The sequence below is a fragment of the Cellulophaga sp. genome, assembly GCF_039943695.1.
Classification (GTDB): Bacteria; Bacteroidota; Bacteroidia; order Flavobacteriales; family Flavobacteriaceae; genus Cellulophaga.
In genome coordinates this window covers 1-24022 of the sequence record NZ_JBDVAA010000190.1, presented here as the reverse complement: position 1 = coordinate 24022, position 24022 = coordinate 1, and the positions used below count along the sequence as shown (strand labels likewise).

General features: G+C 32.9%; 17 protein-coding genes. 7 read left to right on the top strand and 10 right to left on the bottom strand.

Going from position 1 to position 24022, the window contains the following annotated elements:
* Positions 1–130: 130 nt before the first annotated feature.
* The 6 genes from ABJD66_RS13405 to ABJD66_RS13380 all read right to left on the bottom strand — a co-directional run bounded on the left by ABJD66_RS13405 (position 131) and on the right by ABJD66_RS13380 (position 11698).
* Positions 131–1615: a SusD/RagB family nutrient-binding outer membrane lipoprotein gene (locus tag ABJD66_RS13405; RefSeq protein WP_100896548.1), complete on the bottom strand. Its 1485-nt coding sequence runs from the start codon at positions 1613–1615 to the stop codon at positions 131–133.
* A gap of 4 nt (positions 1616–1619) precedes the next feature.
* Positions 1620–4727, bottom strand: coding sequence for a SusC/RagA family TonB-linked outer membrane protein (locus tag ABJD66_RS13400; RefSeq protein WP_303544029.1), 3108 nt, complete (start codon positions 4725–4727; stop codon positions 1620–1622).
* Between the two features lie 270 nt (positions 4728–4997).
* Positions 4998–7211: a GH92 family glycosyl hydrolase gene (locus ABJD66_RS13395; RefSeq protein WP_348132480.1), complete on the bottom strand. Its 2214-nt coding sequence runs from the start codon at positions 7209–7211 to the stop codon at positions 4998–5000.
* A 4-nt stretch (positions 7212–7215) separates the two neighbouring features.
* Positions 7216–9540 (bottom strand): glycoside hydrolase family 20 protein, encoded by a 2325-nt coding sequence (locus ABJD66_RS13390; RefSeq protein ID WP_348132477.1) that lies wholly within the window; start codon positions 9538–9540, stop codon positions 7216–7218.
* 12 nt (positions 9541–9552) lie between these two features.
* A complete protein-coding gene (locus tag ABJD66_RS13385; protein WP_348132474.1) occupies positions 9553–10677 on the bottom strand; it encodes a family 10 glycosylhydrolase in 1125 nt (374 codons plus the stop codon).
* Positions 10664–11698, bottom strand: a complete 1035-nt coding sequence (locus tag ABJD66_RS13380; RefSeq protein WP_348132471.1) for a carbohydrate-binding family 9-like protein — start codon at positions 11696–11698, stop codon at positions 10664–10666. The genes ABJD66_RS13385 and ABJD66_RS13380 overlap by 14 nt, the downstream gene beginning before the upstream one ends.
* 273 nt (positions 11699–11971) lie before the next feature.
* Here ABJD66_RS13380 and ABJD66_RS13375 point away from each other — a divergent pair, with 273 nt between their 5' ends.
* The 7 genes from ABJD66_RS13375 (at position 11972) to ABJD66_RS13345 (ending at position 21723) form a co-directional block, all read left to right on the top strand.
* Positions 11972–13057, top strand: a complete 1086-nt coding sequence (locus tag ABJD66_RS13375; protein WP_100896554.1) for a histidine kinase — start codon at positions 11972–11974, stop codon at positions 13055–13057.
* Complete coding sequence (locus tag ABJD66_RS13370) at positions 13057–13773, top strand: response regulator (RefSeq protein ID WP_198519473.1); 717 nt, start codon at positions 13057–13059, stop codon at positions 13771–13773. Before ABJD66_RS13375 ends, ABJD66_RS13370 begins: the two co-directional genes overlap by 1 nt.
* Before the next feature lie 143 nt (positions 13774–13916).
* Positions 13917–16280, top strand: coding sequence for a PSD1 and planctomycete cytochrome C domain-containing protein (locus tag ABJD66_RS13365; RefSeq protein WP_348132468.1), 2364 nt, complete (start codon positions 13917–13919; stop codon positions 16278–16280).
* 2 nt (positions 16281–16282) lie between these two features.
* The gene (locus ABJD66_RS13360) at positions 16283–17776 is read left to right on the top strand and encodes a DUF1501 domain-containing protein (protein WP_100896557.1); all 1494 of its coding nucleotides are present in this window, start codon (positions 16283–16285) and stop codon (positions 17774–17776) included.
* Between the two features lie 33 nt (positions 17777–17809).
* Positions 17810–18847: a 6-bladed beta-propeller gene (locus ABJD66_RS13355; RefSeq protein ID WP_348132465.1), complete on the top strand. Its 1038-nt coding sequence runs from the start codon at positions 17810–17812 to the stop codon at positions 18845–18847.
* A 9-nt stretch (positions 18848–18856) separates the two neighbouring features.
* A complete protein-coding gene (locus ABJD66_RS13350) occupies positions 18857–19663 on the top strand; it encodes a hypothetical protein (protein ID WP_348132462.1) in 807 nt (268 codons plus the stop codon).
* On the top strand, positions 19663–21723 hold the full coding sequence (locus tag ABJD66_RS13345; protein WP_348132459.1) for a chitobiase/beta-hexosaminidase C-terminal domain-containing protein: 2061 nt from the start codon (positions 19663–19665) through the stop codon (positions 21721–21723). The genes ABJD66_RS13350 and ABJD66_RS13345 overlap by 1 nt, the downstream gene beginning before the upstream one ends.
* Here the strand turns inward: ABJD66_RS13345 and ABJD66_RS13340 are convergent.
* The 4 genes from ABJD66_RS13340 to ABJD66_RS13325 all read right to left on the bottom strand — a co-directional run.
* Positions 21720–21995, bottom strand: a complete 276-nt coding sequence (locus tag ABJD66_RS13340) for an ATP-dependent Clp protease adaptor ClpS (protein WP_013621890.1) — start codon at positions 21993–21995, stop codon at positions 21720–21722. The genes ABJD66_RS13345 and ABJD66_RS13340 overlap by 4 nt on opposite strands.
* 22 nt (positions 21996–22017) lie before the next feature.
* Positions 22018–22854: a 50S ribosomal protein L11 methyltransferase gene (gene prmA / locus ABJD66_RS13335; RefSeq protein ID WP_303544005.1), complete on the bottom strand. Its 837-nt coding sequence runs from the start codon at positions 22852–22854 to the stop codon at positions 22018–22020.
* A gap of 42 nt (positions 22855–22896) precedes the next feature.
* Positions 22897–23646 carry a triose-phosphate isomerase gene (gene tpiA / locus ABJD66_RS13330; protein WP_100896562.1) on the bottom strand — a complete coding sequence of 250 codons (750 nt, stop codon included), beginning with the start codon at positions 23644–23646 and terminating at the stop codon, positions 22897–22899.
* Positions 23647–23782: 136 nt separating this feature from the next.
* The coding region (locus ABJD66_RS13325) for a GyrI-like domain-containing protein (RefSeq protein WP_348132454.1) at positions 23783–24022 on the bottom strand (240 nt) is incomplete at its 5' end.

Here is a 24022-nt window from a genome sequence, read left to right as displayed (position 1 = left end):
TTGGGTTTGAGTTCTATTTTAAGAATGCTTTTTTAAATATAAGATTAATACAGAAACTAGTGTAATAAAAAAAAGAGAAGGAATACTTTTTTCCTCCTCTTTTAAAAAACTAAATAATTACACTAAAAAACTATTTATCCCACCATACTCTTGTGGTAAGTACATCTGGACCTTGAGATGCAATTGCCGCAGCATAGTTATCTGGGTTATTACTTTGTTCGCTAGTAGCGTACGTTAACCTTCTTGGTATAGTACCACCAGTCTCATTACCTGGATAATTTGTAGGTGTTAAATTAGGAAAACCTGTTCTTCTCCAATTAGCAAAAGCCTCGTACTCATTTAAAAAAGTAGCTGCCCAATACTGTGTATTAATTTGCTCTAATGCATTTGCTGCATCAAAAGGGTTAGCTACTAAATAAGCATCTATAGCAGAGTCATCAATTACAGCTGCATCTCCATAAATAGCTAACATTTTCATTGCTGCTCTTACTCCATTATTATAATGCATAGCTGCATCACCACCAGCTAAGCCCCAACGCTCTGCTGCTTCTGCAAGCATAAATTCTACTTCTGCATAAGTCTGAAAAAACATTGGCGCACCTTCACCAGTAATAATACTTCTATTAGGTTCTGCATATAAATCTGTATCTTTTTCTCCTGTAGACTCTTCTAATAATTGACTATCTAAACCGTTTGGTAAACCTTTTAAATCTGCAACATCTGTACTACCATCACTTCTACGAGCTGCTAAAATTGGCAGTCTAGGGTCTCCTTGTAAAAAATCTATAAACGTTTTGCTCATTCTAGGGTTGGCATCTGCAGTAAAAACCTCTCCATTACCGTTTTTATTTATTCCCTCAGGTCCAGCTGTATGCTGTATGTATGCAATATCATCATTAGATTCCATTACGCCACCAGCTATAGCTTTAGTTGCCCAAGCTTCTGCCGCAGCAGGATCTACTTTTATTAAGCGTAGACCTAACCTAAGCATCATTGAATTTCCAAATTTTTTCCATTGAGATTGATCTCCTTGAAACATTAAATCTGCATCTCCAAAACCAGAAACACCAGTACCTAATGCTGCTACAGACTCCTCTAACTCTTTAAGCATATCTGCATAAATATCACTCTGTTTGTCATATTTTGGAGTTAAGTTTCCTGTTAATACCGCTTTACCAGCTTCAGAATAAGGAACATCACCATACAAATCTGTTAATCTGTGGTAAATAAAAACTCTCATTATTCTAGTAATAGCTTTCATTTCTTCTGGTTGTTCTTCTTGGTCTAACTGAACAAGCATATCCTCTACGGTTTTTATAGCATTACCGTAAATACGATCTATCATAGAAGATGCATAGCCTTTGTTCCAAGTGTATTTATCTCCAGACCAATAGCCTGCTGTTGTAGACAAATGTTGCATCATTGTAGACGAGTAAATTAAATTTGCTCTCCAGTTCTCATAACGCTCACCAGAAGTATATAATTGAGCTGCACTAAGTTTAGTGGTAGCTGGCACCTGATTTGGTGCTGTAGGGTTAACGTTTAGCTCTTCAAAACCTTTATCACAGGCTCCAAGAACTAGTACAAATGATAATATAAATAATATTTTTCTCATGTTCTTAAAATTTTACATTTAGACTAAAACCATAGTTTCTAGTTGATGGCACACCAAAATATTCTAAACCTTGTGAGTTACCTGAGTTGTATGTACTTTCTGGATCTACATTATCTATGCTTCTTGAAATGTAGAATAAGTTTCTTGCTATTAATGATACATTTACACTACTTATAAATGTTTTTTCTAGCATTTTTTCTGGTAATGAATACCCTAAACTAAACTCTCTAAACTTTATATAGTCAGAATCCTCTACAAATTCCTCTGCAATACGACTAACTCTTCCATAGTATGTTTGTAAATCTTCTGGTGCAACAGTAGTTGTAAATGGTTGTCCTGTATCTCCGTCTATACCAGAAACTACTAATCCGTTTTCTCTTCCTTTTAAAGTTTCTTTGTGTAAACCTGTACTATAACCTAAAGCATTAGTACCAGACAATAATTGTCCGCCAAATTTACCATCTATTAAAAAGCCCATACTAAAATCTTTATATCTAAAGGTATTACTCCAACCTAAAGTTAATGGTGGTACACCTTCTCCTAATATTTTACGCTCTCCTTCTTGTGCAATTGGCACACCTTCAGAGTTTATATCGTATATAATGTTACCTGCATCATCTCTATTATAAGATACACCTACTATAGAACCATAAGGCTCACCTACAACGTGTGTAATTCTTGCGTTTTGTGTTCTTGGCTCATCTAAACTAATAGGTGTACCCTCATCATTAGTAGCAGTAACTTCACTTTTATTGTAAGATCCATTAAAGCTTGTGTTCCATCTAAAATTTTCAGTTTGTATTGGTGTACCAGATATTAAAAACTCTATACCTTTATTTTCTAACTTACCAATGTTAGCAGTTGCGCTATCATAACCAGAGAATACAGATGTTGAAATGTTTACAATATCTTTAGTTGTTTCATTTTGATAGTAAGCAACATCAAAAGATAATCTGTTTCCAAAAAGTCTAAGATCTAAACCTATTTCTGTTTCATCTTTTTCCCAAGGAACTAAATTTGGATTTGGAACAGAACTACCATTAATTCTACCTAAAGTTTGCCCTTGGTGTCCTTGTCCAAAAATTTGGTATGTTGGCGCTAATTGGTATGCTAAATCTCCACCACCAGCTACACCAGAATAACCACCTCTAATTTTTAAGAAGTCTATAAAGCTAGGTAGCTCTAATACATCTGATAAAATAACACTTGTATTTACAGAAAAGTAAAACTCGTTGTTTGGTGTAGTTTTACCTGGATAAGATAATGTAGAAAACCAATCGTTTCTTCCTGTAAAAGTTAAGTAAGCCCACTTATCATAAGAAAAACCAAGAGAACCATAAATACCAGAAATTTTTCTTTCTTGAAATTCTCTACTTCTACTTTGATCTCTAAGGTTAGATATATCTTCAAAACCTGGAACAACAAAATTATCTCCCCCTAAAATTAAAGTTTCAGTTTTAACGTGGTTTGTATTTGCACCTACCAAACCATCAATAGCAAATTTTTCTGTAATATTTTTGTCTATACCTAACATTACATCAGCATCTATTTGTGTATATCTACCTTCAGTCTCGTTCATACCTCCTAAAAGTTTATATGCTGTTCCCCAAGGCTCTATAGATGTAGATTTTCTTGTGTAATGATCTACACCAACACGGGTAGAAGCGTATAACCAATCTAAAATATCATAACGTAAAGATGTAGAAGCTATAATTCTGTTTTTTAAATCTTGATTACTAAAGTTATAGGCAGAATAATAAGGGTTTTGCGAGTAAATGTTTGCAGAATACCCTCTTTCAGATCCGTCTGGATTAGCACCCGGATTCATATCACGTACATCTACGTTTGGAGACAATAATGCAACCGTATAATTTGCATTTCCTGGTGCATCAGACAATCTTGGTCTGTTATTTACATTTTCTACAATATACTTTACATTAACCTGACTTGTTAACTTGTCTGCTAAAACAGCACTTGTATTTAAAGAAAATGATTTTCTATTTATACCAGAATTAGGCACAATATCTTGATTATCTAAATCTGATACAGAAAGTCTATAACTCATTTTTTCAGAGCCACTAGTAATAGCTATTGTGTTTATAAATGTAGTACCTGTTCTGTAAAAATGATCTCTGTTGTCACCAACATAAGAGTATGGTCTTTCTTCTCCATCCCATTGTACAACGCTAGAACCATCTAGTTTTGGACCCCAAGAAGATAATCCTAAATCAAAAGCTTCAGACTGGTTAGCAGGTACTCTACCTCTAGTACCTTGTCCATATGAAGTTTGAAAATCTGTTAATGAAGTATCTACCTCATCAAAAGTAACAGAACTACTAATTTCTACTCCTAATCCTTTTTTCTGAGAACCATTTTTAGTAGTAATAATTATGACACCATTACCTGCTCTAGAACCATAAAGAGCTGCTGCTGCACCACCTTTTAATACACTTACAGATGCAATATCATCTGGATTTATACTAGAGATACCATCACCTCCATCACTACCACCATAAGTGCCAGCTGATCCACTATTTTCATTACCAATAGGAATACCATCTACAACATACAAAGGTTGGTTGTTACCTGTTAATGTACTGTTACCACGAATAATAACCCTACTAGAACCAGCGGCACCAGTTGAGTTTTGTGTAATATTTACACCTGCAACCTTACCTTGTAAAGAGTTAATTGCACTAACTTGCTTTACATTAGATAGCTCATCTCCTCCAACTTCTGTTAAAGAATATCCTAATGCTTTTGCTTCTTTTTTAATACCTAAAGCTGTCACAACTACTTCGCCTAACTGCTCCGCATCTTCTACCATAGAAACATTAAGTGTGGTTTGCCCTGCTACTGTAGCACTTTTGGCCGTATAACCTATAGAGGTAAACTCTAGTATTGAAGAGTCACCTGCTACAGTTATTGTGTATTTACCATCAAAATCTGTAGATGTACCATTAGATGTTCCTTTTTCTAAAACATTAACTCCTAGTAAAGGTACTCCTGCTTCATCTGTAACCGTACCAGTCACAGTTTTGTTTTGCGCTACCATACCACTAGTAAGGAGAAATAGCACAAACAACAATAAGTAATGTGTTTGTTTTTGCATACTTAAATGAGTTTTAATTGTTAAGTTAGTTATTAGTTAATTTACCTCTAAATTTTACCTATTAATGTTAAATGCAGAAATTAATTCGACTAACAACTTTGTGGAAAAGCTAAGCGACAATATACAGAGGTGTTAAAAATTTAAATACTTTATTATCAATTCCGTAATTAATACACAAACAAATACACATTTTAAAATTGCAGATGCAAAAACCTACAAAGTCAAGGTAATAAGAGACTTACAACAGAGAAAACTTGTTAAATTAAAATTTTACTCCAACCCTATTTCTAAAACAGAGCCATTTAACAAGTCTTTATGAGAAACAAAATACCCTTTAAGTTCTTTATTATTTAAATGAATAGATTTAATTTTTCCATTAACATTTCCTGTTCGCTTAATAATTAACTTTTCTTTTTTATAATAAGTTGTATCTAAATGAATAGTCATAGAAGTAAATCTTGGTGTAGAAAGCGTATACACAGGTGAAGCCGGACTAACAGGATAAATTCCCATCATTGCATATACTAACCACGCAGACATTGTACCTGTATCATCATTACCTGGCAAACCTGCAGGCGTATTTGTAAAATATGTTTTTATTAACGCCTGTACTCTTTTTTGAGTTTTCCACTCATCTCCTTTACTGTAGTTATATAAAAAAGGATAAGCAATATCTGGCTCATTAGCCATATCAAACTGATTATTATCAAAAATATAATCTAGGTGAGAAACAAATTGTTTTTTTCCTCCCATTAGCTTCATTAAACCTTTAATATCGTGTGGTACCATAAAAGCGTACTGCCACGCATTGCCCTCTATATAACCCACATTTTTTTCAAAATTTGCCCCTTTGTAAGGATCAAAAGGTGTGTACCAGCTACCATCACTATTTTTAGGTCTTAGTAGTTTTAACTTACTATCAAATAATTTTTTATAAGATAAAGATTGGTTATAAAACTTTTTATAGTCTGCCTTTTTACCCAACTCTTTTGCTAGCTGAGAAATAGCAAAATCTGCAATATTATATTCTTCTGTAGTAGAAACAGGCCCCTCTGCACTACCGCCTACACTTAAATATCCATTCTCCCAATACTCTTTATTTCCTGGTCTTAACGGATTATTTACAAGCTTGGTTGCTCCTTTTAACATTGCTGCGTAAGCTAAATCAACATTAAAATCTGTAATACCACGTAAATATGTATCTGCTATAACTACTGGTGCTGGGTCACCAACCATTGTAAAAGTTTCTGTAGAGTTTAACTCCCATTTAGGCAGCCAACCATTTTCTTTGTACATAGACAACATACTATTTACCATATTAGATTGTTGTGCTGGGTACAAAGTACTCATTAATGGATGGTAGTTTCTGTACGTATCCCAAAGCGAAAAAACGGTGTATCTAGTACCTTTAGTGTTTCCTATTTTACCAGTTGCAATCTCCGGATAATCGCCATTAAAATCATTTAACGTATTTGGGTGTATTTGTGTGTGGTACAATGCTGTATAAAATATTGTTTTATCATTTGTAGAACCACCTTCTACCTCTACAGTAGACAAAGTCTTGTTCCAAGCAGATTTTGTAGTAGCATAAACATCATCAAAATTTTTATTAGCTGTTTCCTTTTCCAAATTTTCCCTAGCATTATCTATACTTACGTAAGACACTCCAATTTTAACCTCAACAGTGGTTTTCTTTTTAAAATTGTAACGCATATAAGCACCAATACTATCACCTACAACTTCTCTTGTAAACCCTTTCATTAGTCTAGTTTTGCCATTGTAGCCCATCCATTGTGCTTCTACCCCATTGTATTTATGTGGTTTTTTCCAAGCTCCAAACTCATCTGCTGGACTAGAAAATTTAGCAACAAAATATACTGGGTAAGCCTGTTCTGGACTATTATAACAGAAAGAACCAACTGTGCGCATTCCTTCAATTTCTGTATTAGATACCACTTTTACCATTGCGCCTTGCTCATTAGTTAAGCCAAGTCCTAAATTTAAAAGTATGTTAGATTTTCCTGCTGGAAATGTATACCTAGACACTCCTACTCTTGTTGTTGCAGTAAGTTCTGTTTTTATATTGTATTTAGATAAGTTAACTGAGTAATAGCCTGCTTTAGAAACCTCATCTGTGTAATTGGTTCCGTATTGCATATGGTTTGTTTTTAAGTCTCCTGAAGTTGGCATAGTTAAAATAACTCCCAAATCTGGACAACCAACTCCGCTTAAGTTTACGTGTGTAAATCCTGTTAAAAAATTGTATTGTTTAACATATGGGTTGGATAACCAACCAGCATCTTTTTGTACTGCTACGTTAAAAGGAGATACACTAGCCATTCCTCTTGGCGCAATTGCACCTGGGTTTGTTGCTCCAAAATTAGAGGTTCCTATAAACGGGTTTACATAGTCTACAGGTTGCTGACCAAAAGCAAAGTTTGCTACAATTAAAACAACACTTAAAATTTTAAATTTTATACTCATAATTCTATTCTACTATAATTTCATCTACAAACAACCAAGCACCACCACCATTAGGCGGACTTTTTAAATTAGTTGCTACCACCTTTATGTACCTAGCTTTAGTTGGTTTAAAATTGATTTTAAAATCTTTTAATTCTGACGCATTACTTACTTTAAATGCTCTAGTAACCTCTGCAACTTTGGTAAACTTTTTTCTGTGTTCTGATGTAAAGACTTCTATTTTTACAGGAAAATAAATTCCTGAACTTTGATTTTCTAGTGTACCAACCGTAACTGCAGAGAACTCTGTTTCTACATCAAAATCTAATACCACATCCATATTATTACCCAACCAACCTTGCCACTGTCCGTCGTGAAAATTTTTAGATCCTCTTAATACATTTACCAAACCAAGCTGTTGTTCTCCTTGGTAATTTTTATGATACTTAGTGTTATAAACTATGTATTTACCAACCGCATTATGGTAATTAAACTCTTTAGTTAAGGTTTGTCCTAATTGCTTACCATTTTTAAACATTGCAGCCTTTAGTGTAGCTGTTTTATTTAGTTGAATTGGTTTTTGATATTGTAAAGACGACTGTGAAAGCAAAGAGCCATCTATAGAGTATCTAATATCTGCATTTGGAAATTCATTTTTTAATAAGATAGATAATTCGCCTTTTTCTATGTCAACTTTAGCATCTGTAGTTATCTGATAAGCACTTTTGGCATAGTTAACACCCATAACATCGTAACGCTTAAATAGCTCTTTTACCCTACCTGAAAAGTTATTCCAATTTTTATTTTCTACTGGTGTCCAAAGAGCCTCAGACATAGCTGCAAGCCTAGGAAAAATCATATACTCAGACTGTTGCTCTGTTGGTATATGCTCTGCCCACAAATTTGCTTGTCCGCCTAACACGTGTTTTTCCTGCTCTGGAGTCATTTTATCTACCACTGGGTTAAACTCATACACTTTACTAAGCGGAGTATAACCACCAAAAGCTAAAGGTTCTTGATCTTGATTTCCTTGGTAATGATCAAAATAACAATGTGTACCAGGTGTCATAACAACATTATGCCCCTCTGCAGATGCCTCTAGGCCACCTTTTACACCACGCCAACTCATGACAGTTGCCCCTGGAGCCAAACCGCCCTCTAAAATTTCATCCCAACCAATTAAAACTCTATTTTTAGAACTTATAAAACGCTCTATTCTTTTAATAAAATAGCTCTGCAATTGGTCTACATTTACTAAACCTTCTGTTTGTAATCTAGTGGTGCAATGTGTACAAGTTTTCCAATTGGTTTTTGTAGCTTCATCTCCGCCAATATGTATGTATTTAGACGGAAACAACTCCATAACCTCTGTTAATACATCTTGTAAAAAAGTAAATGTTTCTTCCTTACCTGCACAGTAAATATCTGTAATTGGCCATACTCCACCAGACGGAACCATAATTTGCTCACCTAAGCAAGAAAACTCTGGATACGCAGCTATTGCACTACTAACGTGTGCTGGCATCTCTATTTCTGGCACCACATTTATACCCCTTTCTGCTGCATAAGCTACTACTTCTTTTATTTGCTCTTGTGTATAAAAACCGCCATAAGTAGCTTTTGTTCCTAAAGGTGCATTTGGTCTAGCGTTCCAACCTTTATCTTCTTGGTCTACTCTATAACCACCAACAGACGTTAGTTTGGGATATTTTTTAATTTCTATTCGCCATCCTTGATCATCTACTAAATGCCAATGAAAAGTGTTCATTTTTAGCATTGCCATGCGGTCTAACGTTTTTTTAATATAATCTACCTCAAAAAAATGTCTAGACACATCTAACATTAGTCCTCGCCATTTAAAACGAGGAGTATCTTTAATTTCTATTACTGGAACTATCCACTCTTTTTGCACAAACGTTGTACTTTCTATACTTGCAGGAAGTAACTGCTTTATAGTTTCTAATCCATATACAAAACCAGAATACGTTTTTGCAGATACGGTTATATGATTAGAATTTATTGATAAATTATAACCTTCATTAGGTAAAGAATCTATTGTTTTAAACTGTAAAAAATTAGTAGAAGGAGCATTATCTACTACATCTAATTTTACACCAGAGACCTGTTTAAACTTTTGAGAAAAAGACGCTAATAATTTTTGCTCATTTTTTGTACTTGCAACCAATTTTGTGTTAGCATTTAAACTAAAACTACCATTATGTAACTCTGTAAATACAGGCTTAGGAATAATATTAATTTCTTCTTCTGTAAAGTTTTTTTCTTTTTTAGTTGTACAACTAAACGTTAGTAACAAAAGAAAAATGGTTATGTGGTAGTTAAGTTTTTTCAAAATGAAATACGTTTAATTAAATTTCTTACTAAGTTTTTTTATTACCGCATATTGCTCATCTGTAAGTGCATTACCATCAAAAATAGAAACTCCTTTTGCTCCGTTATCTTTTGCTAATAGAATTGCTTTTTCTAAATCTGAAACAGACATATTTGGCACATAAATACCAGTATGCAGTTCTGTATTAGAATTTTTAAGGTCTTTTACACCTTGTCCGGTTGCAAACCCAATCCAGTCTATTTCTTCATTATAAAAGTTATGATAAATCATTGGCAGTACTTTATCTACATTCCATTTATCCCAACGTTGGCGCACCATATGATCTGCCATTTCTGGGTAAGGAAATACTGCTGCGGTTAATATTTTATTGTTATTATGCGCTATGGTATAAGCTTCATCTACAATAGCTTTTACTTTATTTAACCTAAATTGTTTCCACTCCATATCTATAGCTGGGTTTTTAGACTCTTTAGGGTTTTTATGGTGTTCCTTTTTAAACTCTGCTATACATACGTCACAGTAACAAAAATCAAACTCAGGTAACTCTACCTCTTGTTTTAAATTGTATTTTGGTAGTAAACCAATTGGTAAAAAAATATCTGAGTAACGAATATAATCTAAATGTACACTTGCTACATCTTCAACCTTTGCCAAACCTTCTACTAAACTTAATATATGAGCCTTAGACTCTTTTCTTGTTGGGCATAGCCATTTGTAATACCCTACATATGGCGGCTCATCAAAACAAGATTTACCATCTCTGCTAACCGCGTACCACTCTGGGTGCTGTTCTGCAATAGCATCTCCAGGCCTGTTTACAGTAAACATCCAAGCGTGTACATTTAACCCTTCCTTTTTTGCAAAAGGAACTATTCTTTTTAGCAACTCTGGATCTGTACCTGTATTAATTAGCACATCTGTAATTCCGTTTGCGCTATATTTAGCAAATTCTTCTTGGTAAGCAGTATCCTCTTTTTCATTACTAGCAGATGTCCAAGTCCAAAATGTAAAACTATTTGTTACAGCATCTTCCTTTTCTACTACATTTTTGTCTTGTTTTTTATTCTCACAAGAAAATAAGACAAAGCTCAACAATAAAAAACTCATTACCCTTAAAAATACCTTATTCTGCATCATTACTACTAAATTTACCATCTTCTTTAATTACTAATATTTTGTTTGTAAACGGACTTTTTACCCAGATGTTAAATCCGGTTTTATGCTTCTCTAATTGTGGACTCAATAAAGCTCCTAATATAGATTTAGATTGTATCTCTTTTTCATCATTATTTTCTACATAATTTAAAAATACTTTATACAAATACCATTTTATCTGTTCATCTTTTGGAATGTTCCAATCTATATTTTCTTCAGTTTTATCAGAAAAATAAACATAACCCCATGTATTAGGTTTATGCATATTAATTACGCCTTGTGGAGACCAAACCCAATTATACTCTGGTAAATCTTTGCCGTTAGCATCTTTCTTTTTAACATATTTACCGTCTATTAAAGTATGTTGCCATTGTACCCTAGAAAAATTTATACGCCAAAAATCATTTACTGGTATTTCTACTATTTTAGAAGGTTCAAAAAGTGATTTCCAAGGAATAGCAATTTCTGTAGACCAACTTTTATCTGTATCACTAGCGTTGTTTAAAGTTCCGTTAATATGCACGGCAGTTTTTAACCCGTTTATATCCCAATTATTAATGGCTGCACCACCTTGACTATATGTTTTTGTTAACAACAAATCCCACACAGTATTTAGTGCATTTATCTCTAGCTCCATATAATTATGAGTAGTACCAGGCGGATCTATAAAAATCTCAAAATCGTTGTTATAAAAAATTACAGCATCTCTTTTGGTAATATCTCCCCATATATGAGGCTCCTCTAACAAGGCAAAGAAATACAAATAAGTATCATCCCAAAGCATTTTTACCCTAGTTTTATAAGTCGCTTTTTTATCGCCTTCAATATCTATAAACTCTTTTGTCCATTTAGCAGTTTCCCAAGACTTTTCATTAGCTACGCCATCTATTATTAAACTATCTACTGCCTTGTTTGCTATATATTTTTTAGGTGTATTTTGAGCTATTAGTGAAGCACAACCTAGGTAAATTAAAAAAAGAAAAGCAGCAATTATTCTTTTCATTTTTATAGAAGGTTCAATATCCATATTCTTTATTATTAGTAACTTTTTTTTAACATTAATATAATTTAGTTGCTAATTAAATTATTTTTTATACTTTTCAGACGTTCAATTCTGCGTGTTTAGCAAAACGCTATATCTAGTTTTTAAGCTAGATAGCAACACTTTATAAATATTCCTTTTTTTATTTGTAATGGAAATAATTTTAGACCAATAACGATAGCCAAATGCTAAACGATAAAATAGTGCAGACAAAAACAAACCGAAACCAAACTAATGAATATAAACACAGATGTAGATTCTTTTTTAAACAAGAATTCTTCTAAAAGCTTTGAAATAAATTACAAACACCATATAATTTTTTGGGTTATATATTTTATTTTTAACAGCTTAAGGTATAGCAACATTCACCAAGATTTTATGCTCTCTTTGCGTATGAATCTTATAGGTTTTCCTATACATATGGCAATTGCATACTTTAACGTGTACTACTTAATGCCTAAGTTTGTTTTTAAGAAAAAATACATTAGTTACACTTTTTCTGTTATTGCCACATTATTTATTATGTTATTGGTTAAGTACTCTTTAACCTATTATTTTATTGGACCAAATGTATGGCCAGAGGGACCAGAAGAACTAAAAGGCTTAACACTTAATTATGCCACTACAATGATGGTTGGCGAACTATACGTTTCCTCTTTTGTTGCAGCCATAAAACTCACAATAGATTGGCTAAAAGAACACAGCAAACTACATGAGTTAGAAAAGAGACAGCTAAGCACAGAATTACGTTTTTTACGCTCACAGGTTTCTCCGCATTTCTTTTTTAACACGCTTAATAATGTTTACTCTTTAACTCTAGAAAAGTCTGATAAAGCTCCAGAAGTTATATTAAAATTATCTGAATTAATGCGATACTTGTTATATGCTACCAAAAAAAATAAACAAGATTTAAAGAGCGAGCTAGACTGTATACAAAACTATTTAGACCTAGAACGTTTACGTTTTGATGAGTCTTTAAATATAAACATTAGTATTTCTGGCGATTTAGAAGGTAAACGTATTTCACCTATGTTGTTAATTCCGGTAATAGAAAATTGTTTTAAACACGGAGCTAGTAAAAACATAGGAGATATGATAATAGATATAGATGTAAAGGTTAGTGAAGATTTGCTTCATTTTAAAGTATCTAATACCATACCCGTACAAAGCGCAGATAGCTTAATACCCATTAGAAGTGGTGGTATTGGACTAAGCAATTTAAAAAAACGCTTAGAGCTAGGGTATAAAAAAGAAGATTATCACCTATCTATTTTTGAAAAAGACAATATGTTTAATGTAATTCTAAAACTTAAAGTATGATTAAATTAAGAACCATAATTGTAGATGATGAACCGTTGGCTATAAATGTTTTAAAAAATTATGTTTCACAAATACAGGAATTAGAGTTACTAGAAACATTCTCTAATGCTGTTACCGCAACTACTTTTGTTCAAAACAACGAAATTGATATCATTTTTTTAGATATTAATATGCCTATATTAGATGGCTTAGATTTTCTCAAAAGCTTACAATCTATGCCAATGGTAGTTATGACAACTGCACATGAAGAGTATGCACTTACTAGTTATGAACTACAAGCTATAGATTATTTGGTTAAACCAATACCATTTCCTAGGTTTTTACAAGCAGTACAGCGCATTATAAAATTAAAACAAGGCAGTACTACAAAAGCCATAACTACCAATACTTCTACAGATAACGCTAGTATTTTTATTAAGATAGATAAAAAGAAGTTGCAAAAAATAGTGTTAGATGACATTATGGTAATTGAAAGTTTAAAGGACTATATCCGTATAAAAACAAAATCAGATAAATACATTATACACAGAACTTTAAGTAGTTTTACAGATGAATTACCTAGTGATAAATTTATAAGAATACACAGGTCTTATACCATATCTATCTCTAAAGTAGATACCATAGAAGGTAATAGTTTAGAAATTGGTGGTATACGGTACACAATTGGGCGTAGTTACATTAATGACGTAAAAGAAACACTTTTAGGACGCGCATAAATTTCAATTTTTAAGAAAAAGCTGTTAGGTTTTCATTTTGTATTTATTAAGCTATTGTTACAAGTTACTGGTCGATTTTTATTGCTAACAATTTAAAGAATAACAATATTTAAGAACAATAAACTAGCTGATTCTTAAAAATTATGATATTATCTAATTGGTTTCTATATCAAAAAAATAATGTAGCAAAAATAGCTTTTGCTGTATTTATTACTATTGGTGCTACTAGTTGCAAAACAGAAAACAAATATTCTGAGGTTGCCATAGCAGAAAATGGTACAGCAGCAATTCCTGATAAAATAGACTTTACATTTCACGTAAAACCTATTATATCTGATAGGTGTTTTATTTGCCACGGACCAGATAAAAATGCTGTTGAAGGTAATTTTTCTATGGTTACACCAGAGGAGGCTTATAAAGCTTTAGGAGAAAACTTAGACCATTATGCTATTGTGCCAGGAGACACAGAAAAAAGCGGAATGCTAGACCGTATTTACTCCAAAGATCCGGGGAGTATAATGCCGCCTCCAGAGTCTAACTTAATACTTACCGAGTACGAAAAAGAAATATTAAAAAAATGGGTAGAGCAAGGTGCAGAATATAAAGACCATTGGGCTTTTACACCTCCAGAAAATCAAAATGTACCTAAAACTAAAGATACTTGGGGAAATAACGAAATAGATAACTTTATTTATCAAAAATTAGAAGAAAACAACTTACAACCTTCTGATCAGGCTCCAAAAGAAAAACTATTACGTAGAGTTTATTTTGATTTAACTGGCTTGCCACCATCTACAAAAGACATAAACAATTTTTTACAAGATTCTTCTGCTAATGCATATGAAAAAGTAGTAGATAAACTTTTAGAATCACAAGACTATGCAGAAAATATGGCTGCAGAATGGATGGATATTGCTCGTTATGCAGACACACACGGTTATCAAGATGATTTTGAACGTATTATGTGGCCTTGGAGAGATTGGGTTATTAACGCTTTTAACAAAAATATACCTTACAATAAATTTGTTACAGACCAATTAGCAGGAGATTTAATACCGGATGCATCTCTAGAACAAGTTTTAGCAACAGGTTTTAACCGTAACCATAAAATTACTTATGAAGGCGGAGTAATACCTGAAGAATACAGAGTAGAATACGTAGAAGACCGTATTACTACTTTTGGTACTGCTTTTTTAGGATTAACATTAGAGTGTGCGCGTTGTCATGACCATAAATATGATCCTATTAGTCAAAAAGCACATTTCTCATTCTTTAGCTTTTTTAATAATATAGATGAAGACGGATTAGTAAACGGTGGTTCTGGCGTAATTCCTAAACCATATATTACAATTACAGAGAAAGAAAAAAATGAAGTTTTAGATTTTGTTCAATTACAAAAATCAGACATAAAAGAAGTTCCTGTAATGGTTATGCAAGAGATGAAAACTCCTAGACAAGCATATATTCTTAACAGAGGATTGTATGATCAGCACGGAGAAAAAGTATATCCAGATACTCCAAAAACTATTTTAGCTTACCCAGAAGAATTTGAAAAAAACAGACTTGGACTGGCAAAGTGGTTGTTTCATAAAGACAATCCTTTAACTGCCAGAGTTGCTATTAACCGTTTTTGGCAACGTATGTTTGGTACCGGTATTGTAGCTAGTTCTTATGATTTTGGCAATCAAGGAGCATTACCTACACATCCAGAATTGCTAGACTATTTGGCATTACAATTTAGAGACAGTGGTTGGGATACCAAAAAAATGCTAAAGCTAATGGCTATGTCAAAAACTTATCAGCAAAAAACAGTTATTAGTAAAGAAGCTTTAGAAAAAGACCCAGAAAACAAATGGTTAGCACGCGGACCAAGAATACGTTTGTCTGCAGAAATGATAAGAGACCAAGCCCTTTTTGTAAGCGGACTATTAAATAAAGAAGTTGGCGGACCAAGTGTAAAACCATACCAGCCTGAAGGAATTTGGGAAGAAACTACAGGAGGTGGTGGCGGTAGTACATCTTCTTACGTTTTAAGCGAAGGAAAAGATTTGTACCGTAAAAGTTTGTATACATTTTGGAAACGTACTGTACCTCCACCAAGTATGATAACTTTTGATGCTGCTTCTAGAGATTTATGTTCTGTAAAAAGACAAGAAACCAACACACCATTGCAAGCATTGGTTTTATTAAATGACCCGCAACTAATAGAGGCTGCACGTGTATTAGCTGCTAATGCAATTAAAAAAGAGACAAGTATAGAAAAACAAATTTCATACATTTTTCAATCTTCTACATCTAGACTACCAGATGAAACAGAGGTTACAAAACTTACCAACCACTATAATGATATGTTAAACAGAGTAAAAAGTAACGAAATTAATACAGACGAATATTTAGCCATTGGCTCTTATAAAGTTGATGCTTCTATTGCTGTAGATAATTTAGCTGCTTTGTCTTTAACAGCGCATACCATTTTAAATTTAGATGAAACTATAACCAAAGGATAGTTATGAGCGAGAAAAAAATACTAGAAGAAAGATCGTTAATCCTAAACCGTAGAAACTTTTTAGGCAAAGCAGCTTTAGGAGTTGGTGGTACCGCTTTAGCATCATTAATGGGTTGTAGCTTTTTTAATAAAAGTGAAGCTGGCATACTAACACCTGCAAATACAATAAGCGGGTCTAAAGGCGCTTTAAACAGTTTGCATCATCCTGCAAAAATAAAAAGAGTTATTTATTTGTTTCAAAGTGGTGGTCCGTCTCAATTAGAGTTGTTTGATTATAAACCACTTTTAAATGTACGCAGAGGTGAAGATTTACCAGAATCTATTAGAAACGGACAACGTTTAACTGGTATGACATCTGGTCAAGACAAGTTTCCTTTAGTTGGCTCACAATTTGATTTTAAACAGTATGGTAAAAACGGAACTTGGATTAGTGACTTATTACCCTACACTGCTAAAATGGTGGATGATTTATGTTTTATAAAATCTATGCATACTGAAGCAATTAATCATGATCCAGCAGTTACGTTTTTTCAAACAGGATCACAACAACCAGGTAGACCTAGTATTGGTTCTTGGTTAAGTTATGGTATTGGTAGTGAAAATGACAACCTACCTGCTTTTACCGTATTATTATCTAGAGGTAGCGGAAGGCCTCAAGGTCAGCCGTTATATACCAGATTATGGGGCAACGGATTTTTACATTCCTTACACCAAGGAGTACAATTTAGGGCTGCCAAAGATCCTGTATTGTATTTAAATGACCCTAAAGGAACTACTAAAGACACCAAACGTGCTATTTTAGATAAGTTAGCTGCCTTAAACGACAAGCAGTATGAAGAGTTTGGAGATCCTGAAATACAAAGTAGAATTTCACAATATGAAATGGCATACAGAATGCAAACCTCTGTACCAGATGTTATGAATATTGATGATGAGCCAGATTATATTTATAAAATGTATGGCTCAGATGCAAAAATACCTGGCACTTATGCTGCAAACTGTTTGCTAGCAAGAAAACTAGCCGAAAAAGATGTGCGTTTTATACAGTTGTACCATATGGGTTGGGACCAACATGATAATTTACCCGGTGCTATAGAAAAGCAAGCCAAAGATGTAGACCAAGCATCTGCTGCCCTTGTAGCAGATTTAAAACAGCGTGGTTTATTAGAAGATACGCTTATTGTTTGGGGAGGTGAGTTTGGAAGAACCAACTACTCACAAGGAATATTAACAGCAGATAATTACGGAAGAGATCACCACCCAAGAAGTTTTACAATGTGGATGGCCGGTGGCGGTATTAAACCAGGTATTAGTTACGGTGAAACAGATGATTTTGGATATAACATTGTTAAAAACCCTGTGCATGTACACGATTTTCAGGCTACAATGATGCACTTACTAGGTATAGATCATAAAAAATTAACCTATAAATATCAAGGTCGTAGATTTAGATTAACAGATGTAGAGGGCCACGTTATTAAAGATATTTTGTCTTAAACCATAATACCAACCAACTACTTTAAACAACTTATGAACCGACGAACTTTTATACAAAACTCTAGCTTAGCTAGTGCAGGGCTTTTTTTAAGTACACCTGCCTTACACGCAATGCAACCCTATAAAGATGCCATAATTGGTCATGGTGATTTTAAATATAAGATAGACTTAAATTGGGGTGCTCTAAACTCTAATTACTACCCTGTAGAAAACTGCCATGAAATGGTGCAAGATTCTAAAGGAAGGATAATTTTACTTACAGACCATACCAAAAACAATGTAATAGTTTATGATAAATCTGGAAATTTAATTGAAGTTTGGGGCACAGAGTTTCCTGGCGCACACGGACTAACATTAAATGTAGAAAACGGAGAAGACTTTTTGTACATAGCAGATAATAACCGCCATGAAGTCATAAAAACAACTATTGACGGTAAAGTTGTTCAAATTTTTAAATTTCCTAAAGGCTTTGGTAGTTATAAAAATATAACAGAATACATTCCTACAGAAACTGCTATTGCTGCTAATGGCGATGTTTATATTACAGATGGCTACGGAGCACAACATATTTTGCATTATAATGAAAAAGGTGAGTTATTACACATTTTTGGAGGTAAAGGAAAAGAAGATCATTTATTTGGTAATGCACACGGTATTACAATAGATACACGCAACAATGCTGCTCCTACATTACTAATTACTGACCGTATGGAAAATAAGTTTAAACGTTTTAGTATGCAGGGCGATTATATAAATACAATACACTTACCTGGTGCTTTTGTGTGCAGACCTGTAATACATAAAAATAATATTTACACAGCTACTATTTGGTCTGGAGATGGTGCTATGGATACAGGTTTTGTATCAATCTTAAATAGTGAAAACAAATTAGTTTCTGCTCCTGGTGGAACTGAACCAAAGTATAATAATGATGGTGCTTTGCATCCAATGCAACAAGCACTAAAAGTATTTAAAAACCCACATGATGTTTGTATAGATGATGATGACAACCTGTATGTTGCACAATGGAACTCTGGTAAAACATACCCAATAAAACTAACCAGAGTCTAATTAATTTCTATGAAAAAAATAACATACATATTAATTTTTATAGTTGGATTTTCTTGTACTAAGAACAAGAAACAAAATTATGCCCAAACAAAAGAAATACAGCTAGTTCCCCCAAACTTTACCGTAGATTCTATATTTTTTAAAAACAATACTACTATTAACTTCTCTAGTACTTTAGCAAATACTACACTAAAATATTCAGTTGGTAATAGTAGCATTACTCACGACTCTAAAATATTAGAATCTCCTTTAAAAATAGAAAAATCATCTACATTGGCTGTTAAAGCTTTTCATACAGATTATAAAGAGAGTGAAACTGTTAAGCTTCAGGTAAAAAAAATAAAACATAACATATCAAATGCATCAATACGTATTTTCCCTGAGCCTAGTGGCACTTATTCTGCCAATGGTGCTGCTAGTCTTACAGATTTAAAAAGTGGTTACCCTCAATTCAAAAAAAACAATGCTTGGTTAGGTTTTAATACAAAAGAAATTAGCATTAATGTAGTTTTAGACAAACCTTTATTACTCTCTAAAATAACATTACACACATTAACTTCACAAGGAGACTGGATTTTTGCTCCAGAGCAAATTAGTATTAAAAACAACAATAAAGTTATAGGAGAGCTAGTAAATAAAAAAGCTAGCAAACAAAGCTTAAGTGGTGCAAACGTAAACTTTACAGAAGTGCCCATTACTCCTAAAACTTACAATGAGTTTACCATTGTAGTTAAAAGCTTAAATGGCATACCAAATTGGCATTCTGGTGCCAATAGTACCCCTTGGTTTTTTATTGACGAAATTATAGTAGAATAATGCAGATACACACACTATACATACATATAGGAAATTTACACCCTTTATTTGTTCACCTTCCAATAGGCATACTAAGTTTTGCTTTTATATTAGAAATTTATTTAAAAATTAAAAAATCTAAAGAAACAGACATTGCTAAACTGGCATTGGGTTTAGCTGCTATTACTGCTTTATTTTCTTTAGGTACAGGATGGCTTTTAGGTGACAATGGGGGCTATGATGAGCAAGCACTATCTAGACATAAATGGATGGCTGTTGCACTTACAGTATGCAGTGTGTTGTTATTTATTTTACGCTCTTTAAATCAGAAATGGAGCTCAAAAATTTTCTTTCCATTATTTATAATTACACTTGCATTACTTGGTATTACAGGTCATTTAGGAGGAAATATGACTCACGGAGATGATTTTCTTTTTCAAGATAACTCTACCAAAGAAGTAGCTATTACAGATATTAATAAAGCTAAAGTATACAAAGATGTTGTACAGCCTATTTTAGATACCAAATGCGTTAGCTGTCATAATGCAAACAAAGCAAAAGGAGAACTTATACTTACTAGTAAAGCCTTTATATTGGCTGGTGGTGAAAATGGCAGTGTTTTAGATTCTATAAACGGAGAACAAGCCTCACTATTAGGAAGAATACATATGCCAGTAGAAGACAAATTGCATATGCCTCCTAAAGGAAAAGTACAGCTTACAACTGAAGAAGTTAATTTGTTAGAATGGTGGATGAAGAACAATAATTGTTTTGATTGTACTGTAAATGAAACTAACACCAGTGCACAAACTAAAGCTATTTTAAAAAATTTAGAAAAAGACACTACATCTATTGGTATACTTACAGCAAGTTTAGAACCTGCTCCCTTAGAGTGGATAGCTAAAATGAATGCAAACGGATTTAGCATTCTTCCGCTAGCAGAAAAAAGTCCTTTATTACTTGTAACCCTTGCTAACAGAAAAGGTATTACCAGTAAAGACATTAAAAAACTAGAAGATTATGCAGATAATATTGTAGAACTTAATTTAGGTTTTACAGATTTTAATGATGATATGGCAATGCTATTGCCCAACTTTAAAAATATTATAAAATTACAGCTACAGAAAACAAAAATAACATCTAAAGCTTTAGAGGAGATTGAAAAGCTAGAGTTATTAGAGTCCTTAAATTTATATGGTACAGCCGTTACTAGTGATATTTTTAAGCATTTAAAAAAATTAGATAAATTACAAAAAGTATACTTATACCAAACTAAAATACAAAACAGTGAGCTAGCTAATTTACAAAAAGACAAGCCACAGCTTGTTACAAAACATTTATCTGATACAATTTTTAATGATGCCGAACTAAACAATCCGTTTATTGTAAATGCCACAGATTTTTTTAATACTGAAATTGATATAGAGCTTACGCACGTTTTTAAAACTGCAAACATATTTTACACTTTAGACGGTACTGAGCCAGACACAACATCTACTAAGTATACTGCTCCTATTAAACTTACAGACTCCAAAACCATAAAGTTTTATGCACACAAAGATGACTGGAAACAAAGCAACGTGGTAACAGCCAATATTAAAAAAAGTGGTTTAAAATTAGATTCTATTTGGTTAGATAAAAAACCACATGAAAATTATAAAGGTGATGGTGCAAACTCTTTAAAAGACTTAAAAAGAGGCTCTATAAATTTCCAAGACGGTTTGTGGTTAGCATACCAAGGAGAAAACTTAAATGCTACTATTGCTTTTAATGAACCTAAAGAGGTAAGTACAGTTTCTGTTGGTTCTTTAACTAAACCTACTAGTTGGATATTTTACCCTATTGGTTACAAGGTATGGACAAGTACTAATAACAAAGATTATACACTTATAAAAACAATAAAATTACCTGTTCCCCAAAAATATGTAGATGATACCATTTCTTTTTACGATATAACTTTTGATAAAACAGTGGCTAAATACGTAAAAGTTGAAGTAGTCAATATAACAAAAAACCCAGCTTGGCATCCAAATCCTGGAGGCAAAAGCTGGGTTTTTGTTGATGAAATTCTTGTAAACTAAACTATTTCTGCACTTAAGCCTGCTTGTAATAGTTTGCTACATCTTGGCTCTAAATCTTTATATGAACCGGTTTTAACGGTACATTTACCTTTGTAATGCACCAAAAAAGCGCATTGTTCTGCTTGTATTGGTGTATGGTCGCAAGCATCTACCAGTGTGTCTATAACATGATCAAAAGTATTTACATCATCATTAAACAACACTATTTCATTATTGTTTGCTACCTCTTCTTCAACTAAAAGTTCTTCTAAATATTTTTCCTGATTACTCATAATCTTCTAACATTTATACTAACTAAAATACATATTTTACGGCAACCCAATTATTTTTTTCAAGATTTTTTTCAAACTTTAAACCTACTTCATTACATTTTTCTGTAATTACCGGGATATCTTCTTTGTAAAATCCGCTTAAAAATAAAATACCGTCTTTAGTTAAACACTTTGCATACTCTGGTATATCTGCTAATAAAATATTTCTATTAATATTAGCTATAATAATATTGTACTTCTGATCTTTAAGCAAGCTAACATCTCCCTCAAAAACATTTATTTGGCTACAATTGTTACGTTCTTTATTTTCTAAAGCATTTAAGTAACACCAATTATCTATATCTATTGCATCTATAGAACCTGCATTTTTCATTGCTGCTAAAATTGCCAAAACACCTGTTCCGCTACCCATATCTAAAACAGATTTTCCTGTAAAATCATGTTCTAAAATATGCTGTAACATCATATGTGTAGTTTCATGATGTCCAGTACCAAAACTCATTTTTGGTTCTATAACAATATCAAACTTGGTATTTGGCTTTTCATGAAAAGGTGCACGCACAGTACAAACGTCATCAACTACAATTTTCTCAAAGTTTTTTTCCCACTCTGCATTCCAGTTCTGTTGTTCTATTTCTTTAAAGTTAAAGCTAATATCAAAATTCTCATTAGATAATATTTGCACATTTTTTACATTCTCTTCTGTCCAAAGATCCTTTAAAATATATGCTTGTACTCCTTCTTCATTTTCTACAAAACTATCAAAACCAACTTCGCCCAATTGCGCAATTAATATGTCTGATGCTGGTTGCAATGGTGTAACATTAAAATTGTATTCTATATAGACTAAATCTGCCATTATGTACGTATTAGTAACTTTTTTTAAAAGTGCAAAGGTACTTTATATTGCGTCTATAATAGCAATAAAATCGTCTGCTTTTAGTGCTGCTCCACCAATTAAGCCACCATCTACATCTGTCTTAGAAAAAATTTCTTTAGCATTTGCAGGTTTTACACTACCACCGTATAAAATAGAAACAGCTTCTGCAATTTCTGTAGTATACTCATTTGCTATTGTTTTTCTAATAAAAGCGTGCATTTCTTGCGCTTGTTCTGGAGATGCAGTTTCACCTGTACCAATTGCCCATACTGGTTCATATGCCAAAACAATGTTAGACCAAGCTTCTGGCTTTAAATTAAAAAGTGCATTTTTTAATTGAGATGCAACAACGTTAAAATGATTATCAGATTTACGATCTTCTAATTCTTCACCAAAACAAAAAACGACACGTATATTTTTTTCTAAAGCAGTAATTACTTTTTTAGCTAAAATTTCATCAGTTTCTCCAAAATAAGCTCTACGCTCAGAGTGACCAATAATTGCTGTATTTATACCAATATCTAACAACATATCTGCAGAAATTTCACCAGTATAAGCTCCGTTTTCTGCAAAGTGCATATTTTGTGCAATTACCTGTATTGTAGATGATTTTACATCTTGTACAGCCGCTGCTAAATTTACATAGGTTGGTGCTACCATAACTTCTGCTTCTGTATCTGGTAATTTACCAGCTAGCTCTGCTAATAAAGCATTTGTTTCTGTTAAGGTTTTATTCATTTTCCAGTTACCTGCAACTATTTTTGCTCTCATTTTTATGTGTTTTAAGAGTTCATTATCAATTTAAAACATCAAATATAGCATATAATATTTGTAACACTTAATGATTTCTCATTAGTAACAAATAACTATATAATCCTTAAAAAAAAGGCTTTAGTCTGATAAAAATTTAATGTTTTTTGCTTTTTATTGGTATCCAAACTTCCTCTACAGAATCTGGATTTGCTGCTCCTAAATATCTGTGGTCTAAAAACTCAAAATGTGGTCTTTGGTCTAGGTCATAATCTGACTTAGCTAGCCATTCTGAAAATATATATTGAAATGCAGAAGAAAAATCTTTGGCCATACCCTTGTATAAAAACACAGCATACAAACCACCTTTAAGGTCTAACATTTGCATACCGCTAGG

Bases quoted from the DNA above. Each gene is read 5' to 3' on its own strand.
- ABJD66_RS13405 (WP_100896548.1), bottom strand. From the start codon at position 1,615: ATGAGAAAAATATTATTTATATTATCATTTGTACTAGTTCTTGGAGCC.
- ABJD66_RS13400 (WP_303544029.1), bottom strand. From the start codon at position 4,727: ATGCAAAAACAAACACATTACTTATTGTTGTTTGTGCTATTTCTCCTT.
- ABJD66_RS13395 (WP_348132480.1), bottom strand. From the start codon at position 7,211: ATGAGTATAAAATTTAAAATTTTAAGTGTTGTTTTAATTGTAGCAAAC.
- ABJD66_RS13385 (WP_348132474.1), bottom strand. From the start codon at position 10,677: ATGATGCAGAATAAGGTATTTTTAAGGGTAATGAGTTTTTTATTGTTG.
- ABJD66_RS13380 (WP_348132471.1), bottom strand. From the start codon at position 11,698: ATGAAAAGAATAATTGCTGCTTTTCTTTTTTTAATTTACCTAGGTTGT.
- ABJD66_RS13375 (WP_100896554.1), top strand. From the start codon at position 11,972: ATGAATATAAACACAGATGTAGATTCTTTTTTAAACAAGAATTCTTCT.
- ABJD66_RS13365 (WP_348132468.1), top strand. From the start codon at position 13,917: ATGATATTATCTAATTGGTTTCTATATCAAAAAAATAATGTAGCAAAA.
- ABJD66_RS13360 (WP_100896557.1), top strand. From the start codon at position 16,283: ATGAGCGAGAAAAAAATACTAGAAGAAAGATCGTTAATCCTAAACCGT.
- ABJD66_RS13355 (WP_348132465.1), top strand. From the start codon at position 17,810: ATGAACCGACGAACTTTTATACAAAACTCTAGCTTAGCTAGTGCAGGG.
- ABJD66_RS13350 (WP_348132462.1), top strand. From the start codon at position 18,857: ATGAAAAAAATAACATACATATTAATTTTTATAGTTGGATTTTCTTGT.
- ABJD66_RS13345 (WP_348132459.1), top strand. From the start codon at position 19,663: ATGCAGATACACACACTATACATACATATAGGAAATTTACACCCTTTA.
- ABJD66_RS13340 (WP_013621890.1), bottom strand. From the start codon at position 21,995: ATGAGTAATCAGGAAAAATATTTAGAAGAACTTTTAGTTGAAGAAGAG.
- prmA (WP_303544005.1), bottom strand. From the start codon at position 22,854: ATGGCAGATTTAGTCTATATAGAATACAATTTTAATGTTACACCATTG.
- tpiA (WP_100896562.1), bottom strand. From the start codon at position 23,646: ATGAGAGCAAAAATAGTTGCAGGTAACTGGAAAATGAATAAAACCTTA.